16 protein-coding genes are annotated in these 12,872 nt (G+C 64.5%); 13 read left to right on the top strand and 3 right to left on the bottom strand.

What is annotated here, in order from left to right; all coding sequences use genetic code 11:
* Positions 1-3 precede the first annotated feature (3 nt).
* Positions 4-828, top strand: coding sequence for a 4-hydroxy-tetrahydrodipicolinate reductase (dapB, locus tag ACIQUB_RS15410; RefSeq protein ID WP_113239446.1), 825 nt, complete (start codon positions 4-6; stop codon positions 826-828).
* A gap of 21 nt (positions 829-849) precedes the next feature.
* A complete protein-coding gene (locus ACIQUB_RS15405) occupies positions 850-1,485 on the top strand; it encodes a 2,3-bisphosphoglycerate-dependent phosphoglycerate mutase (protein ID WP_018899221.1) in 636 nt (211 codons plus the stop codon).
* Between the two features lie 62 nt (positions 1,486-1,547).
* On the opposite strand, the gene ACIQUB_RS15400 is transcribed toward ACIQUB_RS15405, so the two are convergent.
* The gene (locus tag ACIQUB_RS15400) at positions 1,548-1,961 is read right to left on the bottom strand and encodes a helix-turn-helix domain-containing protein (RefSeq protein ID WP_112945178.1); all 414 of its coding nucleotides are present in this window, start codon (positions 1,959-1,961) and stop codon (positions 1,548-1,550) included.
* An 87-nt stretch (positions 1,962-2,048) separates the two neighbouring features.
* Between ACIQUB_RS15400 and ACIQUB_RS15395 the strand changes: the two genes are divergently transcribed.
* Both ACIQUB_RS15395 and ACIQUB_RS15390 read left to right on the top strand, forming a co-directional pair.
* A complete protein-coding gene (locus ACIQUB_RS15395) occupies positions 2,049-2,915 on the top strand; it encodes an oxidoreductase (protein ID WP_113239445.1) in 867 nt (288 codons plus the stop codon).
* Between the two features lie 82 nt (positions 2,916-2,997).
* Positions 2,998-3,156, top strand: coding sequence for a hypothetical protein (locus ACIQUB_RS15390; RefSeq protein ID WP_402930489.1), 159 nt, complete (start codon positions 2,998-3,000; stop codon positions 3,154-3,156).
* Between the two features lie 8 nt (positions 3,157-3,164).
* Here the strand turns inward: ACIQUB_RS15390 and phnF are convergent, their stop codons facing one another.
* Positions 3,165-3,896: a phosphonate metabolism transcriptional regulator PhnF gene (gene phnF, locus ACIQUB_RS15385; RefSeq protein WP_113239444.1), complete on the bottom strand. Its 732-nt coding sequence runs from the start codon at positions 3,894-3,896 to the stop codon at positions 3,165-3,167.
* Between the two features lie 116 nt (positions 3,897-4,012).
* On the opposite strand from phnF, the gene phnG reads away from it, so the two are divergent.
* The 7 genes from phnG to ACIQUB_RS15350 all read left to right on the top strand — a co-directional run bounded on the left by phnG (position 4,013) and on the right by ACIQUB_RS15350 (position 9,532).
* Complete coding sequence (phnG, locus tag ACIQUB_RS15380) at positions 4,013-4,498, top strand: phosphonate C-P lyase system protein PhnG (protein ID WP_113239443.1); 486 nt, start codon at positions 4,013-4,015, stop codon at positions 4,496-4,498.
* Entirely contained in the window at positions 4,498-5,136 is a 639-nt protein-coding gene (gene phnH, locus ACIQUB_RS15375; protein WP_113239442.1) for a phosphonate C-P lyase system protein PhnH, read from the top strand. Before phnG ends, phnH begins: the two co-directional genes overlap by 1 nt.
* 3 nt (positions 5,137-5,139) lie before the next feature.
* On the top strand, positions 5,140-6,249 hold the full coding sequence (locus tag ACIQUB_RS15370; RefSeq protein ID WP_113239441.1) for a carbon-phosphorus lyase complex subunit PhnI: 1,110 nt from the start codon (positions 5,140-5,142) through the stop codon (positions 6,247-6,249).
* Positions 6,246-7,127, top strand: coding sequence for an alpha-D-ribose 1-methylphosphonate 5-phosphate C-P-lyase PhnJ (locus tag ACIQUB_RS15365; RefSeq protein ID WP_018899231.1), 882 nt, complete (start codon positions 6,246-6,248; stop codon positions 7,125-7,127). Before ACIQUB_RS15370 ends, ACIQUB_RS15365 begins: the two co-directional genes overlap by 4 nt.
* Before the next feature lie 235 nt (positions 7,128-7,362).
* On the top strand, positions 7,363-8,139 hold the full coding sequence (gene phnK, locus ACIQUB_RS15360; protein WP_113239440.1) for a phosphonate C-P lyase system protein PhnK: 777 nt from the start codon (positions 7,363-7,365) through the stop codon (positions 8,137-8,139).
* Positions 8,140-8,204: 65 nt separating this feature from the next.
* A complete protein-coding gene (phnL, locus tag ACIQUB_RS15355) occupies positions 8,205-8,915 on the top strand; it encodes a phosphonate C-P lyase system protein PhnL (protein WP_018899233.1) in 711 nt (236 codons plus the stop codon).
* Positions 8,912-9,532: a DapH/DapD/GlmU-related protein gene (locus ACIQUB_RS15350; protein ID WP_113239439.1), complete on the top strand. Its 621-nt coding sequence runs from the start codon at positions 8,912-8,914 to the stop codon at positions 9,530-9,532. The genes phnL and ACIQUB_RS15350 overlap by 4 nt, the downstream gene beginning before the upstream one ends.
* 62 nt (positions 9,533-9,594) lie before the next feature.
* Here the strand turns inward: ACIQUB_RS15350 and ACIQUB_RS15345 are convergent, their stop codons facing one another.
* Complete coding sequence (locus ACIQUB_RS15345) at positions 9,595-10,518, bottom strand: DMT family transporter (protein WP_113239438.1); 924 nt, start codon at positions 10,516-10,518, stop codon at positions 9,595-9,597.
* A 259-nt stretch (positions 10,519-10,777) separates the two neighbouring features.
* Here ACIQUB_RS15345 and rsgA point away from each other — a divergent pair, with 259 nt between their 5' ends.
* The gene (rsgA, locus tag ACIQUB_RS15340; protein ID WP_113239437.1) at positions 10,778-11,797 is read left to right on the top strand and encodes a ribosome small subunit-dependent GTPase A; all 1,020 of its coding nucleotides are present in this window, start codon (positions 10,778-10,780) and stop codon (positions 11,795-11,797) included.
* A gap of 150 nt (positions 11,798-11,947) precedes the next feature.
* A complete protein-coding gene (gene phnC, locus ACIQUB_RS15335; RefSeq protein WP_112534996.1) occupies positions 11,948-12,793 on the top strand; it encodes a phosphonate ABC transporter ATP-binding protein in 846 nt (281 codons plus the stop codon).
* Positions 12,794-12,872: the final 79 nt, after the last annotated feature.

The following is a 12,872-nucleotide window of genomic DNA, read 5'->3' as shown; positions in this document are numbered from 1 at the left end:
GACATGAGCGATGCTGCGATGAAACTGGTGGTGGTTGGTGCAGCGGGCCGCATGGGACAGGCGCTCATCCGCATGGTGCACGAGATCGAAGGTGTTACGCTGCACGCAGCCGTCGGCCGCCCCGGCTCTCCCTTCATCGGCAAGGATGCCGGCGAGATCGCAGGCCTCGGCCGCAACGGTATCGCGATCACCGACGATCCGCTGGCCGCCTTCTTGCACGCCGATGGCGTGCTCGATTTCACCACGCCGGCGACCACCAATGAATTCGCAGCACTCGCCGCCCAGGCCCGCATCGTCCACATCATCGGCACCACAGGCTGCTCGGTTGAGGACGAACAGAAGATTTCCGCCGCCGGCCGCCATGCCCGCATCGTCAAGTCTGGCAATATGGGCCTCGGCGTCAATCTGCTCAGCGTGCTGGTTGAACAGGCGGCGCGCGCGCTCGATCCCGCCGATTGGGACATCGAGGTCCTCGAAATGCACCACAAGCGCAAGGTCGACGCTCCCTCGGGCACCGCGCTGCTGCTGGGCGAAGCCGCCGCCAAGGGCCGCGGCATCGATCTCGCAACGCATTCCGTCCGCGTCCGCGATGGCCACACCGGCGCGCGCGAAGCGGGCACGATCGGCTTTGCCACGCTTCGCGGCGGCTCCGTCATCGGCGAACATTCCGTCATCTTCGCCGGCGAAGGCGAGCGCGTCTCCATGGCCCACAGCGCCGGCGATCGGTCGATCTTCGCGCGCGGCGCCGTCAAGGCGGCCCTTTGGGCGCGCGACAAGAAGCCGGGTCTCTATTCCATGCTCGATGTTCTCGGGCTCTCCCAACACTGATCTCATCAGGAGGAATTTATAATGAGCGGTACCCTCGTCCTCGTTCGCCACGGCCAGAGCGACTGGAACCTGAAGAACCTTTTCACCGGCTGGAAGAACCCGGAGCTCACGGAGCTCGGCGTTCAGGAAGCCAACACCGGCGGCAAGGCGCTCGCCGAAACCGGCATCAAGTTCGACATCGCCTTCACGTCCGACCTGAAGCGCGCCCAGGACACGCTGAAGATTATCCTTGAAAACGTCGGCCAGACCGGCCTCGAGACGATCAAGGACCAGGCGCTGAACGAGCGCGACTACGGCGATCTCTCCGGCCTCAACAAGGACGACGCCCGCGCCAAGTGGGGCGAAGAGCAGGTCCACATCTGGCGCCGCTCCTACGACGTTCCGCCTCCGGGTGGCGAAAGCCTGCGCGACACCGGCGCCCGCGTCTGGCCGTATTATCTGACGGAAATCCTGCCCCGCGTGCTCCGCGGTGAAACCGTGCTCGTCGCCGCCCACGGCAACTCGCTGCGCTCGCTGGTCATGGTGCTCGACAAGCTTACCAAGGAGCAGATCCTCGGCGTCAACCTCGCGACCGGCGTTCCCATGGTCTACAAGCTCAACGCCGACTCCACCGTCGCTTCCAAGGAAGTCCTCGGCGACATGTCCGGCGCCCACTAAATATCATCGCGCCGCGCGTCTCTGCGATGCGCGGCGCCTCGCCGGATAGGCCGGAAAGTTCCTTAGTTTTCGGGTCCGTTTTCCGTCTGACCCTTCGGCTTCCGCGCCGCTTCGAAATCCGGCAGCCGGTTGGCGATCCATTGCCAGAGCCCCACCACTTCCACCAGAAGCTCCCCGCCCAGCGGCGTCAGCTCGTATTCCACGCGCGGCGGCACCTGCGGGTAGAGCGTGCGCGTCACCAGACCATCGGCCTCCAGCGTGCGCAATGTCTGCGTCAGCACCTTCTGGCTGATGCCCTCCACCCGTTCCAGAACACGTGAAAACCGCAGCGGCCCCTTGGCCTCGGCCAGGATATGCATGACGCGCAGCGGCCACTTGGCGCTGGCGCGCTCCAGCATCTCGCGGGCAAGCGCATCCTCGGCATCCGTCAGCGTCTCGCAGAAGTCGAATGTACCATCGTTTAGTTCAGTTACCATAAGGTATGTATAGATCCATCTGGTGCCTTCTTTCAAGAAGATACCGTCAGGCCTATATGGTCTTTCGACGGATCAAGGAGATTTCGGATGTCACAGGTTTGGTTGATTACAGGCAGTTCGCGTGGTCTCGGCAGAGCGCTTGCGGAAGCGGTTTTGGCTCAGGGGCACAATCTGGTCGCCACAGCGCGCAATACCGCCCAGCTCGACGATATCAAGCAGCGCTATCCCTCGAGTGTCTTGACGATTTCGCTTGATGTGACCGACGAGCAATCGGCCGAGCAGGCGGTCAAGGCCGCGGTCGAGCGCTTCGGCCGGCTCGATGTCCTCGTCAACAATGCCGGCTACGGAGATGTCGGATCGATCGAGGATACCAGCCTCACAGACTTCCGCGCCCAGATCGAAACCAACCTCTTCGGCACCATCATCGTCACCAAGGCGGCATTGCCTTTGATGCGCGAGCAGGGCGCCGGCCACATCATCCAGGTGTCCTCCGTCGGCGGCCGCATCGGCCCGGCCGGTCGTGCGCCCTATGCTGCGGCCAAATGGGGCGTCGAAGGCTTCTCCGAGGCCTTGAGCTGCGAAGTCGGCCCGCTCGGCGTTAAGGTCAGCATCGTCGAGCCCGGCGGTTTCCGCACCGATTTCGCCGGCGCCTCCACGACGCTCCGCGAAGGTCGTCCCGAATATGACGAAACCGTCGGCAAGATGGCCCGCTACCAGCGCGATTATGACGGCAGGCAGCCCGGCGATCCGGCAAAAGCCGCCGCCGCCATCCTCCACCTCGCGAGCCTCGCCAACCCGCCGCTGCGCCTTCCGCTCGGCAGCGACGCCATCCGCGCCATCGAGCAGAACGATGTGCTCAGAGCCACCGAACACGCCACCTGGCGCGACCTCAGCCTCTCCACCGGCTTCGACGCCGGCAATGGGGCGGGGCACTTTCCGTGGGAGGCGAGGTGAGGGGCTAAAGTAGCGTCAAGCACGCCGGCTTGAGAGCGATTGGACTGGGTGCTACGTTCAGGGCCGAGTAGGGAGATGCACCATGACGACCCGGCGTAAGTTCAAGTCGGATGCCTTCGAGGCCATCCATGCTACCGCGCAGGCGCTGTTCAAGATCGGCGGCATAGATGAGTCGATGCTGCGCGATTTCGATCAGGCATGCCTGACGGTGCCCCCGGCGATGATGACGCCGAAGTCCTAGGATAACCCTCAATTCTCGATCGTGAACTGCACCCGGTCGGCCGCAAAGCGCGTCACCGAATATTGCACCGGCACGCCGTCGAGATCGGTGTTCATCGCCTTGGTGATCAGCACGATCGCGCCCGGCGTCAGCTCCAGCGCCGAGAGGTCGGCGGCTTCGGCGTGGGCGGCGGTGATTTCGGTGGTGGCGCGGACATAGTCGGATAGGCCGAGTTCGGCGAAGGCGCGGGTGATCGATTCCGTCGTCTCATAGGCGTCACGCATGCCCGCGAAGCGGTCTGCCGGAAACCACGAGGTCGCGCTTGAGACCGGCCGCCCATCCGCCTTGCGCACCGTCTCCAGCCGGATCACTTTCGTACCCGGCGCAAGCTTCAGCCAGCGCGCCACCTCGTCGCTTGCCGCTTCCTCGCCATGGCCGAGCAGCAGCCCGCGCGTCTCGCGCGCCTGCTCGCCGATGCCGCTGTTGAAGCGCGTCCGCTTGCTGATCGGAAAGTTCAGCCGCTCCTTGCGCTCGATCAGCGTGCCACGACCCTGCACGGCGCGCACGATCCCTTCCTGCGCCAGTGCCGCCAGCGCGCTGCGCACCGTATGGCGGTTGACGCCGAACTGCGTAGCCAGCGTCATCTCCGGCGGCACCATGCCCGTTTCGTCGTAGGCACCGGCGCTGATCGCCTGGCGAATCCGGTCGGCGATCTGCCGCCACAGTGCCACGCCCGTCTGTCTCTGAACCTGCCCAGCCATTTTAGCCCTTTATCTTATGTGCCCCCGAAATGTCACACGCTTGTCACCTCGGCGATTTAGGTCTAGGTATAGCTTGTATGGTTGTCTATATCAATAGACATTTAAAGGATGTGGCGATGACCTTAGCGGAAAAGAAGGTAGGCAAGACCGAGCTGAGTGAGGGCGACCGGGCGCGCAAGCGCACCGTCGATCTGCTGGCCCGCGCCGAGCGGCAGGAGCTGGAAGCGGCCTGGCAGGCATTGACGGAAAAGCCGGTGGCGCAAGCCGTGCGCGGCCCCGAAACCGGCCTCGTCATGGTGCGCGGCCGCATGGGCGGCGGCGGTGCCGCCTTCAATCTCGGCGAGGTCACCGTCACCCGCGCCACCATCCGCCTCGCTTCCGGCACCATCGGCCATGCCCAGGCGCTCGGCACCGATCGCGAAAAGGCCCGCCTCTCGGCGATCTTCGATGCGCTCTGGCAGGAAGCGGCCACTCGCGACATCGTCGAAACCACCCTGCTTGCGCCAATCGCCGCCCGCGTCGCCGATGCGGATAACAAGAAGGCCGACGAGACCGCGGCCACCCGCGTCGATTTCTTCACCATGGTTCGCGGAGACGACTGATGCCACTCAAGACCGAAACGCATAACGCCCAAACCCACGGCGCAGATGCCCTGTCGGGCGGCTTCGCCGAACCGGTGTTCCACGCCCAGAGCGTCTTCAAGCTGATGATGGATGCCATGGCCCGCCCCGGCACCATCCAGACCGTGTCGCCCGATGCCGAGCCGCCGGCGCCGCTCGGCATTGCCGCCGGCGCCATCGCGCTGACGCTGTGCGATCACGACACCCCCGTCTGGCTTTCGCCTGCCTTGGCCAAGTCCGCCACGCCGCAATGGCTCGGCTTCCACACCGGTGCGCCGGTCACGCCGGAAAAGGCCGAGGCCCGTTTCGCCTTCGTTGATGAGGGTGCCACGCTCTCCTCCTTCGGCCTGTTTGCCTCCGGCACCCAGGAATATCCCGATCGTTCGACGACGCTCGTCATCGAGTTGCCTGATCTCGAAGGCGGCCGCCGGCTCGCTTTGATGGGCCCCGGCATCAAGACCGTCACCGACGTCGCGCCGCTTGGGCTCCCCGAGCGCTTCCTGCATCTGTGGACGGAAAATCGCGCGCTCTTCCCGCGCGGCGTCGACATCGTGCTCACCTCCGGCAGCCGTTTCCTCTGCCTGCCGCGTACCACCAAGATCACCGCAACGGAGATGTGACCCATGTATGTTGCCGTCAAAGGTGGCGAGGCCGCCATTTCGAATGCCCACCGCCTGCTCGCCGATCGCCGTCGTGGTGATCGCGCGCTCCCCGCCATCGGCATCGAGCAGATCGTCGCGCAGCTGACGCTCGCCGTCGACCGCGTCATGGCCGAAGCCTCGCTTTACGACCGCACGCTGGCAGCACTCGCCGTGCGCCAGTCGCGCGGCGACATGATCGAGGCGACCTTCCTGCTGCGCGCCTACCGCACGACATTGCCGCGCTTCGGCTATTCGCAGCCGATCGACACGGCTCAAATGAAGATCGAGCGCCGCGTCTCCGCCACCTACAAGGACCTGCCCGGCGGCCAGCTGCTCGGCCCGACCTTCGATTACACGCACCGTCTGCTTGACCCCTCGCTGCTCGAGGATGGCGCCGTCGAGGAGCCGGTGCTGCGCGAGGCCGAAACCGGCCGCGTCATGCGCGTCTCCGAGATCCTTGCCCATGAAGGCCTGATCGAGGGCGATGGCGAGATGCCGGAGGATCACGAGATCGGCGATCTCACCCGCGAGCCGATGGAATTCCCGATGAGCCGCGATCTGCGCCTGCAGGCACTCGCCCGTGGCGACGAGGGTTTCCTTCTGGCGCTCGGCTATTCCACCCAGCGCGGCTATGGCCGCAACCACCCCTTCACCGGCGAAATCCGCATCGGTGAGGTCGAGGTGGAGTTCGATGTGCCCGAGCTCGGCTTCGCGGTCTCACTCGGTTCCATCCAGGTCACCGAATGCCAGATGGTCAACCAGTTCAAGGGCTCCTCCAAGGCGCCGCCGCAATTCACCCGTGGCTACGGCCTGGTCTTCGGCCAGAGCGAGCGCAAGGCCATGTCCATGTCGCTGGTCGATCGTGCCTTGCGGGCAGGCGAGCTCGGCGAGGACATCACCGCCCCCGCGCAGGATGAGGAATTCGTCATCTCGCATGCCGACAACGTCCAGTCGACCGGCTTCGTCGAGCATCTGAAACTGCCGCACTACGTCGATTTCCAGGCCGAGCTCGATCTCGTCCGCCGCATGCGAAACGACTTCGACGCCGCCCGCAATGGCAGCGATGACGATCTCAAGGAGGCAGCCGAATGAGCGATCTCGCCACGTACAACTTCGCCTATCTCGACGAACAGACCAAGCGGATGATCCGCCGCGCTATCCTGAAGGCGATCGCCATCCCCGGCTATCAGGTGCCCTTCGCCTCGCGCGAAATGCCGATGCCCTATGGCTGGGGCACCGGCGGCGTGCAGGTCACGGCCTCGATCATCGGCCCGGATGACGTGCTGAAGGTCATCGACCAGGGCGCCGACGACACCACCAACGCCGTCTCCATCCGCGCCTTCTTCCAGAAGGTCGCCAATGTCGCGGTCACCACGCACACCAAGGATGCCACCATCATCCAGACCCGCCACCGCATCCCGGAAGAAAAGCTCGGGGCCGGCCAGGTTCTGGTCTACCAGGTGCCGATCCCCGAGCCGCTGCGCTTCCTCGAGCCGCGCGAGACCGAGACCCGCAAGATGCACGCGCTTGAGGAATACGGCCTCATGCACGTCAAGCTCTACGAGGACATCGCCCATAACGGCCGCATCTCCAAGACCTACGCCTACCCGGTGAAAGTCGCCGGCCGCTACGTCATGGACCCGTCGCCGACGCCGAAATTCGACAATCCGAAAATGCACATGTCGGATGCGCTTCAGCTCTTCGGCGCCGGCCGCGAAAAACGCATCTACGCCGTCCCGCCCTACACCGAAGTCGTCAGCCTCGATTTCGAGGATCACCCCTTCGAGATCCAGCGCTTCGGCAAGCCCTGCGCGCTCTGCGGCGCCGAGGATGTCTATCTCGACGAGGTGATCCTGGACGACAAGGGCGGCCGCATGTTCGTCTGCTCCGACACCGATCACTGCGAGGACCGGCGGGAGCACGGCCATGTCGGCGAGATGCTGGCGCAGGGTAGGGAGGCGGCGGAATGAGGGAGTTTTCAAGCTGGCGTTCTGCCGGGGATACCCCCCTCTGCCCTGCCGGGCATCTCCCCCACAAGGGGGGAGATTGGCTGGGCGCAACCGCTCGTTCCACATTCATTGGCTGGCGTAAACATAGCAACGAGTCGATCTCCCCCCTTGTGGGGGAGATGTCCGGCAGGACAGAGGGGGGTAACCCACCCGCCACGCTCCATGTCCTCACATACACATCCGCGGAGGCATAGCCATGACCGACACCCCCCTTCTCAAAGTCAACGACGTCTCGAAATTCTACGGCAACCGCATCGGCTGCAAGAACGTCTCCTTCGAGCTCTGGCCCGGCGAGGTCTTGGCGATCGTCGGTGAATCCGGCTCCGGCAAGACGACGCTCTTGAACTGCATCTCCACCCGCCTGATGCCGACGACGGGAAGCGTCGAGTATCACATGCGTGACGGCCAGTACCGCGATCTCTACCACATGAGCGAGGCCGAGCGCCGTTTCCTGATGCGCACCGACTGGGGCTTCGTGCATCAGAATCCGGCTGACGGTCTGCGCATGGCGGTATCCGCCGGCGCCAATGTCGGCGAGCGGTTGATGGCGATCGGCGATCGGCACTATGGCAATATCCGCGCCACGGCAGTCGATTGGCTGAGCCGCGTCGAGATCGACGAGAGCCGCATCGACGACCAGCCGCGCGCGTTTTCCGGCGGCATGCGCCAGCGCCTGCAGATCGCCCGCAACCTCGTCACCGGCCCGCGCCTCGTCTTCATGGATGAGCCGACCGGCGGTCTCGACGTCTCCGTCCAGGCCCGCCTGCTCGATCTCGTTCGCGGCCTCGTCAACGATCTCGGCCTCGCGGCCATCATCGTCACCCACGATCTCGCCGTCGCCCGCCTGCTGTCGCACCGGATGATGGTGATGAAGGACGGCCACGTCATCGAGCATGGCCTGACCGACCGGGTGCTCGACGATCCCCGCGAGCCCTACACCCAGCTCCTCGTCTCCTCGATCCTGCAGGTATAGTTGAGAGCGCAATCCGTAAGCCGGCTAAGCTCACGGATTGTCGCCAGAAACCAGGGAAGTCAATCATGGCAACGCCACTCGTTGTTTCGGAAGTCTCCAAGAGCTTCACCATGCATCTGCGCGACGGCATCAAGCTGCCTGTCGTCTCGGATGTCTCCTTCTCCGTCGCCTCGGGCGAATGCGTCGTGCTCGGCGGCCCTTCGGGCATCGGCAAGAGCTCGCTGTTGAAGATGATCTACGGCAACTACGCGGTCGATAGCGGCCAGATCCTGGTCAAGCACCAGGATCGCATCGTCGATCTCGCCACCACCGATCCGCGCACCATCATCGAGGTGCGCCGGCAGACGCTGGGTTATGTCAGCCAGTTCCTGCGCACCGTGCCGCGCGTCGCGGCCATCGATGTCGTCGCCGAGCCGCTGGTTGCCCGTGGCACGAAGGCGGATGTTGCCCGCGAAAAGGCAGCCGAGTTGCTCGCCAAGCTCAACCTGCCGGAAGCGCTCTGGCAACTCCCCCCCGCCACCTTCTCCGGCGGCGAGCAGCAGCGCGTCAATATCGCCCGCGGCTTCATCACCGACCACACCATCCTCCTGCTCGACGAGCCGACCGCCTCGCTCGACGCGAAAAACCGCGCCGTCGTCGTCGAGATGATCGCCGAGAAGAAACAGAAGGGCGTCGGCCTGCTCGGCATCTTCCACGACGAGGAAGTGCGCGAGGCCGTCGCCGACCGCATTCTCGACGTTCAGAAATTCTCGCCACGGAGGCCGATCGCAGCATGAGCCGATTGTTGTCAGAGCAACCGATGATCCACGACACTGCGTTGGTGGAAACCACGACACTCGGCCGCTACACCAAGGTTGCGGAACTCTGCCGCATCCGGGAAAGCGAGATCGGTGACTATTCCTATGTGATGGAACATGGCCATCTGTGGAACGTGCGAATTGGCAAATTCTCCAATATCGCGGCCTTCGTGCGCATCAATGCCACCAACCATCCGGTCGAACGCGCGACGCTGCACCACTTCACCTATCGGCCCGGTGATTATTGGGGTGATCTGGAGCCGGAGGAGGCGGAATATTTCGCTGCCCGTCGGGCAAGGACAGTCACGATCGGTCACGACACGTGGATCGGCCACGGAGCAACTATTCTCACTGGCGTCAGCGTCGGCAACGGCGCCGTCATCGGCGCCGGCGCGGTCGTCTCCAAGGATGTGGCACCCTACACCATCGTCGGCGGCGTGCCCGCCAAGCTGATCCGCGAGCGCTTCGGCAAAGAGATCGGCGAGCGCATGGACAGGCTTGCCTGGTGGGATTGGGAGCACGACCGGCTGCGCACCGCACTCGCCGATTTCCGCGCGCTCAACGCCGAGGACTTCCTGGCGCGATACGAGGCCTGAGCCGCCTATCCGTCTGCATCAAACCTATCCGGCGCGGATGGACCGCCATTCGCGCCGGGGGCTTAGCCGAGGCTGATCAGCGCTGTGCCGGCGATGGCAAGTGCTGCCCCGCCCCAGGCATGCGCACGCGGCATCTGCCCGCTGCGCAGCCACACCATCGGCAGGATGACGACAGGCGTCATCGAAGACAGCGTCGAAACGATCCCGACATTGCCGGTCTTCAGAGCCGCCATCAGAAGCGACATCCCGAGCGCCGTGCCGAAAAAGGCGGCGGTGGCCGCAAGGCCGAAATCCCGCGCCCGAAAACTGTTCGCCTGCGCCCGCACCCGGGGAAGCGCCAGAAGCGCCCAGAAGCAGATCACCGCCAGCCCGGAGCGCACCGCCATCGCCGTGAATGGCTCGACACCAGCGGCCATCGCCGGCCGCGCCGTCAGGCTCCCCAGCGCCTGCCCGAGCGCGGTCACGACCCCAAGCGTTATCCCAAGCATGGACACCGGTGGTGTTGACGGCGCCGGCTCCGCGATCGGCTCGCCGTCGGCAAGCGGGATCATCGGCGCCGGCCGACGCCGGCGAAAGCCGATGGCAATCACGATGCCGCATAAAATGAGCACGACCCCGAACCCCTGACGCAGATCGATCGTCTCGCCCAGCGCGACATATCCGAGCACCAGCGCGAATGGCGAGGCCAGCGAAAACAGAAGCGCCGTCACGCGCGGCCCGGCCGTATAGATAGCCGCGAAATAGGTGGTGCTGGCAATCACGATCCCGAACACGCTGGAGGCTAAGAGCGACCCGAGCTGCCAAGCCCCAAGCGTCGCCCACCCGCCGGCAACAGTCGCCGCCACCGCCGTCATCACGAAGGCCGCGGTCAGCTGCCAGCGCGCCAGCTGCATCAACGGCACCCGCCCGTTGAGCTCGTTGATGAACATCGAGCTGAGCGCGATGCAGGTGGCCGAACCGATGGCGAAGGCTTCCGAGACGAACATGGAGATTTCCTTGAGGGGCAACGCAGCTTTCAGGAAAGTCTCGCGGGAAATCAAGATGCTATGAGGCGCGAACGGCACCAATCTCTGCCGGTGACTTGTCGCTCCGATAGCATCAGGATCGGCTGTCGTTTCCAGCGCGGATATCTCTCATGGTGCAAACCCCATATCTTCCCGCCGAAGCTTCGGCTAATGTCCGCGTCACCACGCGTCCCTTCACGGAGCCAGCCTTGACCCATACGCCGCAGTCCCCGGTGAACCTTTGACGACCGATCACGAAGCGACATTCCTGGCCTCGCTCGGCTGGTCAGACTTCTTTTCCGATCAGCTGACGGATGACGATCATGGTCTCATCCCCCGTCGCATCGCCGAAGTGCATCGCAGCCGCCTGAGCGTCACATCGCTGGATGGCCTGATCCGGCTCAAGATCTCGCATCAGCTGAATACGTCCGAATTCGCCGTCGGTGACTGGGTCATGGTCGATCCCGAGGACGACAGCCTAATGCGCCGGCTGGAGCGCCGCACGCTGCTGCAGCGTCGCGTCGAAGGCCGCCAGGGCCAGCAGCTCGGCGCCGCCAATGTCGATACGCTTCTGATCGTCACCTCCTGCAACGCCGATTTCAACGTCGCCCGCCTCGAGCGCTACATGGCGCTCGCCAACCAGGCCGAAACGACGCCCGTCATCGTGCTGACCAAGGCCGACCTCGCCCCCGACGTCGCGGAATACGAAGCGCAGGCAAAGGCCCTGCAGCGCGATCTCGCGGTGGTGGTCCTCAACGCCAAGAGCGAGGATGCCGCTGCAGCGCTTGGTCCATGGAGCGGCTTCGGCCAGACGCTGGCGCTGATCGGCTCCTCCGGCGTCGGCAAGTCGACATTGGTCAATGCGCTGGCGGGGCTGAGCGGCGAGGGCTCGCAGGCAACCGGCGGCATCCGCGAACGCGACGCCAAGGGCCGCCACACCACGACCGCCCGCTCGCTGCACGCCATGGCCGGCGGCGGCTGGGTCATCGACACGCCGGGCATGCGCACGCTCCACGTCAGCGATGTGCAGGAAGGCATCGAGCAGGTCTTCTCCGAGATCACCGAGCTTGCCGAGCACTGCCGCTTTCGCGATTGCACCCACGACCACGAACCCGGCTGCGCCGTCCAGGCCGCTGTCAAATCCGGCACGCTGGCGCCCGAGCGTCTCGCCCGCTGGCGGGTGCTGCGCGAGGAGAACGACAAAAACACCCCGAAGATGACCGGGCCGAAGGGCAACAAGGTGCTGCAGAAGCGGCGGTGACGCTGTCACAACAAGATGAACGGCGCTGTCACAAATGAATCCACCACAGCCCCGTTTGTGACAGCACTTACACAAAACTGACATTGGAGCTTCATGGACCGGGCCTAATGCACTCCCTCATATCGCGTTTGGGCTATGAGGAAGAGCATGATGTTCGAGCTGAAGAATGTCACCCGTCAATTCGGCAAGAAGATCGCCGTCGATAGCGTGACGCTTGACATCCCTCAGGGCCAGATGGTCGGCATTATCGGCCGTTCGGGCGCCGGCAAGTCCACGCTTCTGCGCATGATCAACCGCCTGCAGGAGCCGAGCTCCGGCTCGATCCATTTCAACGGTACGGAAGTGTCGGGCCTGCGCGGCAAGTCGCTGCGCAACTGGCAGCGCGATTGCGCCATGATCTTCCAGCAGTTCAATCTCGTGCCGCGCCTCGACGTGATGACCAATGTCATTCTCGGCCGTCTCAACCATCGCTCCACCGTGCTTAGCCTGCTCGGCGTCTTCACCCGCGAAGAGCGCGTGCAGGCGATCGCGGCCCTTGAGCGTCTCGGCATCGAGCAGACGGCCTTGCAGATGGCGGGCACGCTCTCGGGCGGCCAGCAGCAGCGCGTGGCGATCGCCCGCGCCCTCATGCAGGCGCCGAAGATGCTGCTTGCCGACGAGCCGATCGCCTCGCTCGACCCGCTGAACGCCAAGATCGTCATGGACGCGCTGCGCGATATCAACGAGCGCGAAGGCATCACCGTCATCACCAACCTGCACACTCTCGATACCGCGCGCAGCTATTGCGAGCGCATCGTCGGCATGGCCGGCGGCCGCGTCGTCTTCGACGGCAAGCCGTCCGAGCTGACAGCCGATGCCGTCAACGAGATCTACGGCACCGACAAGAACGGCGCCGGCATCGACGAATCCATGACGTCCACCAGCCTGGATAACATCAAGGGCAAGCAGCAGGACGCCGTATCCCGCGTGATGGCCGCCTCCGCCGTCATGCGCTGACAAGTTTCCGGCCGGGGGACAAAGCCGGAAAAATACCGATCCCCAGTACTTCAAAGTCACTGAAAAACGTCACCAAAGG

This window comes from Rhizobium sp. NPDC090275 (assembly GCF_044772225.1).
Lineage (GTDB): Bacteria > Pseudomonadota > Alphaproteobacteria > Rhizobiales > Rhizobiaceae > Rhizobium.
Note: the sequence above shows the minus strand (reverse complement) of the source record. Positions and strands in the feature narration are given on the sequence as shown.

Excerpts from the sequence above, each read along its gene's own strand:
- phnF (WP_113239444.1), bottom strand. The coding sequence starts at position 3,896 with ATGGCTGGGCAGGTTCAGAGACAGACGGGCGTGGCACTGTGGCGGCAG.
- ACIQUB_RS15365 (WP_018899231.1), top strand. The coding sequence starts at position 6,246 with ATGAGCGATCTCGCCACGTACAACTTCGCCTATCTCGACGAACAGACC.
- ACIQUB_RS15350 (WP_113239439.1), top strand. The coding sequence starts at position 8,912 with ATGAGCCGATTGTTGTCAGAGCAACCGATGATCCACGACACTGCGTTG.
- dapB (WP_113239446.1), top strand. The coding sequence starts at position 4 with ATGAGCGATGCTGCGATGAAACTGGTGGTGGTTGGTGCAGCGGGCCGC.
- phnK (WP_113239440.1), top strand. The coding sequence starts at position 7,363 with ATGACCGACACCCCCCTTCTCAAAGTCAACGACGTCTCGAAATTCTAC.
- phnC (WP_112534996.1), top strand. The coding sequence starts at position 11,948 with ATGTTCGAGCTGAAGAATGTCACCCGTCAATTCGGCAAGAAGATCGCC.
- ACIQUB_RS15370 (WP_113239441.1), top strand. The coding sequence starts at position 5,140 with ATGTATGTTGCCGTCAAAGGTGGCGAGGCCGCCATTTCGAATGCCCAC.
- phnL (WP_018899233.1), top strand. The coding sequence starts at position 8,205 with ATGGCAACGCCACTCGTTGTTTCGGAAGTCTCCAAGAGCTTCACCATG.
- ACIQUB_RS15395 (WP_113239445.1), top strand. The coding sequence starts at position 2,049 with ATGTCACAGGTTTGGTTGATTACAGGCAGTTCGCGTGGTCTCGGCAGA.
- phnG (WP_113239443.1), top strand. The coding sequence starts at position 4,013 with ATGACCTTAGCGGAAAAGAAGGTAGGCAAGACCGAGCTGAGTGAGGGC.
- ACIQUB_RS15390 (WP_402930489.1), top strand. The coding sequence starts at position 2,998 with ATGACGACCCGGCGTAAGTTCAAGTCGGATGCCTTCGAGGCCATCCAT.
- ACIQUB_RS15400 (WP_112945178.1), bottom strand. The coding sequence starts at position 1,961 with ATGGTAACTGAACTAAACGATGGTACATTCGACTTCTGCGAGACGCTG.
- phnH (WP_113239442.1), top strand. The coding sequence starts at position 4,498 with ATGCCACTCAAGACCGAAACGCATAACGCCCAAACCCACGGCGCAGAT.
- ACIQUB_RS15405 (WP_018899221.1), top strand. The coding sequence starts at position 850 with ATGAGCGGTACCCTCGTCCTCGTTCGCCACGGCCAGAGCGACTGGAAC.
- ACIQUB_RS15345 (WP_113239438.1), bottom strand. The coding sequence starts at position 10,518 with ATGTTCGTCTCGGAAGCCTTCGCCATCGGTTCGGCCACCTGCATCGCG.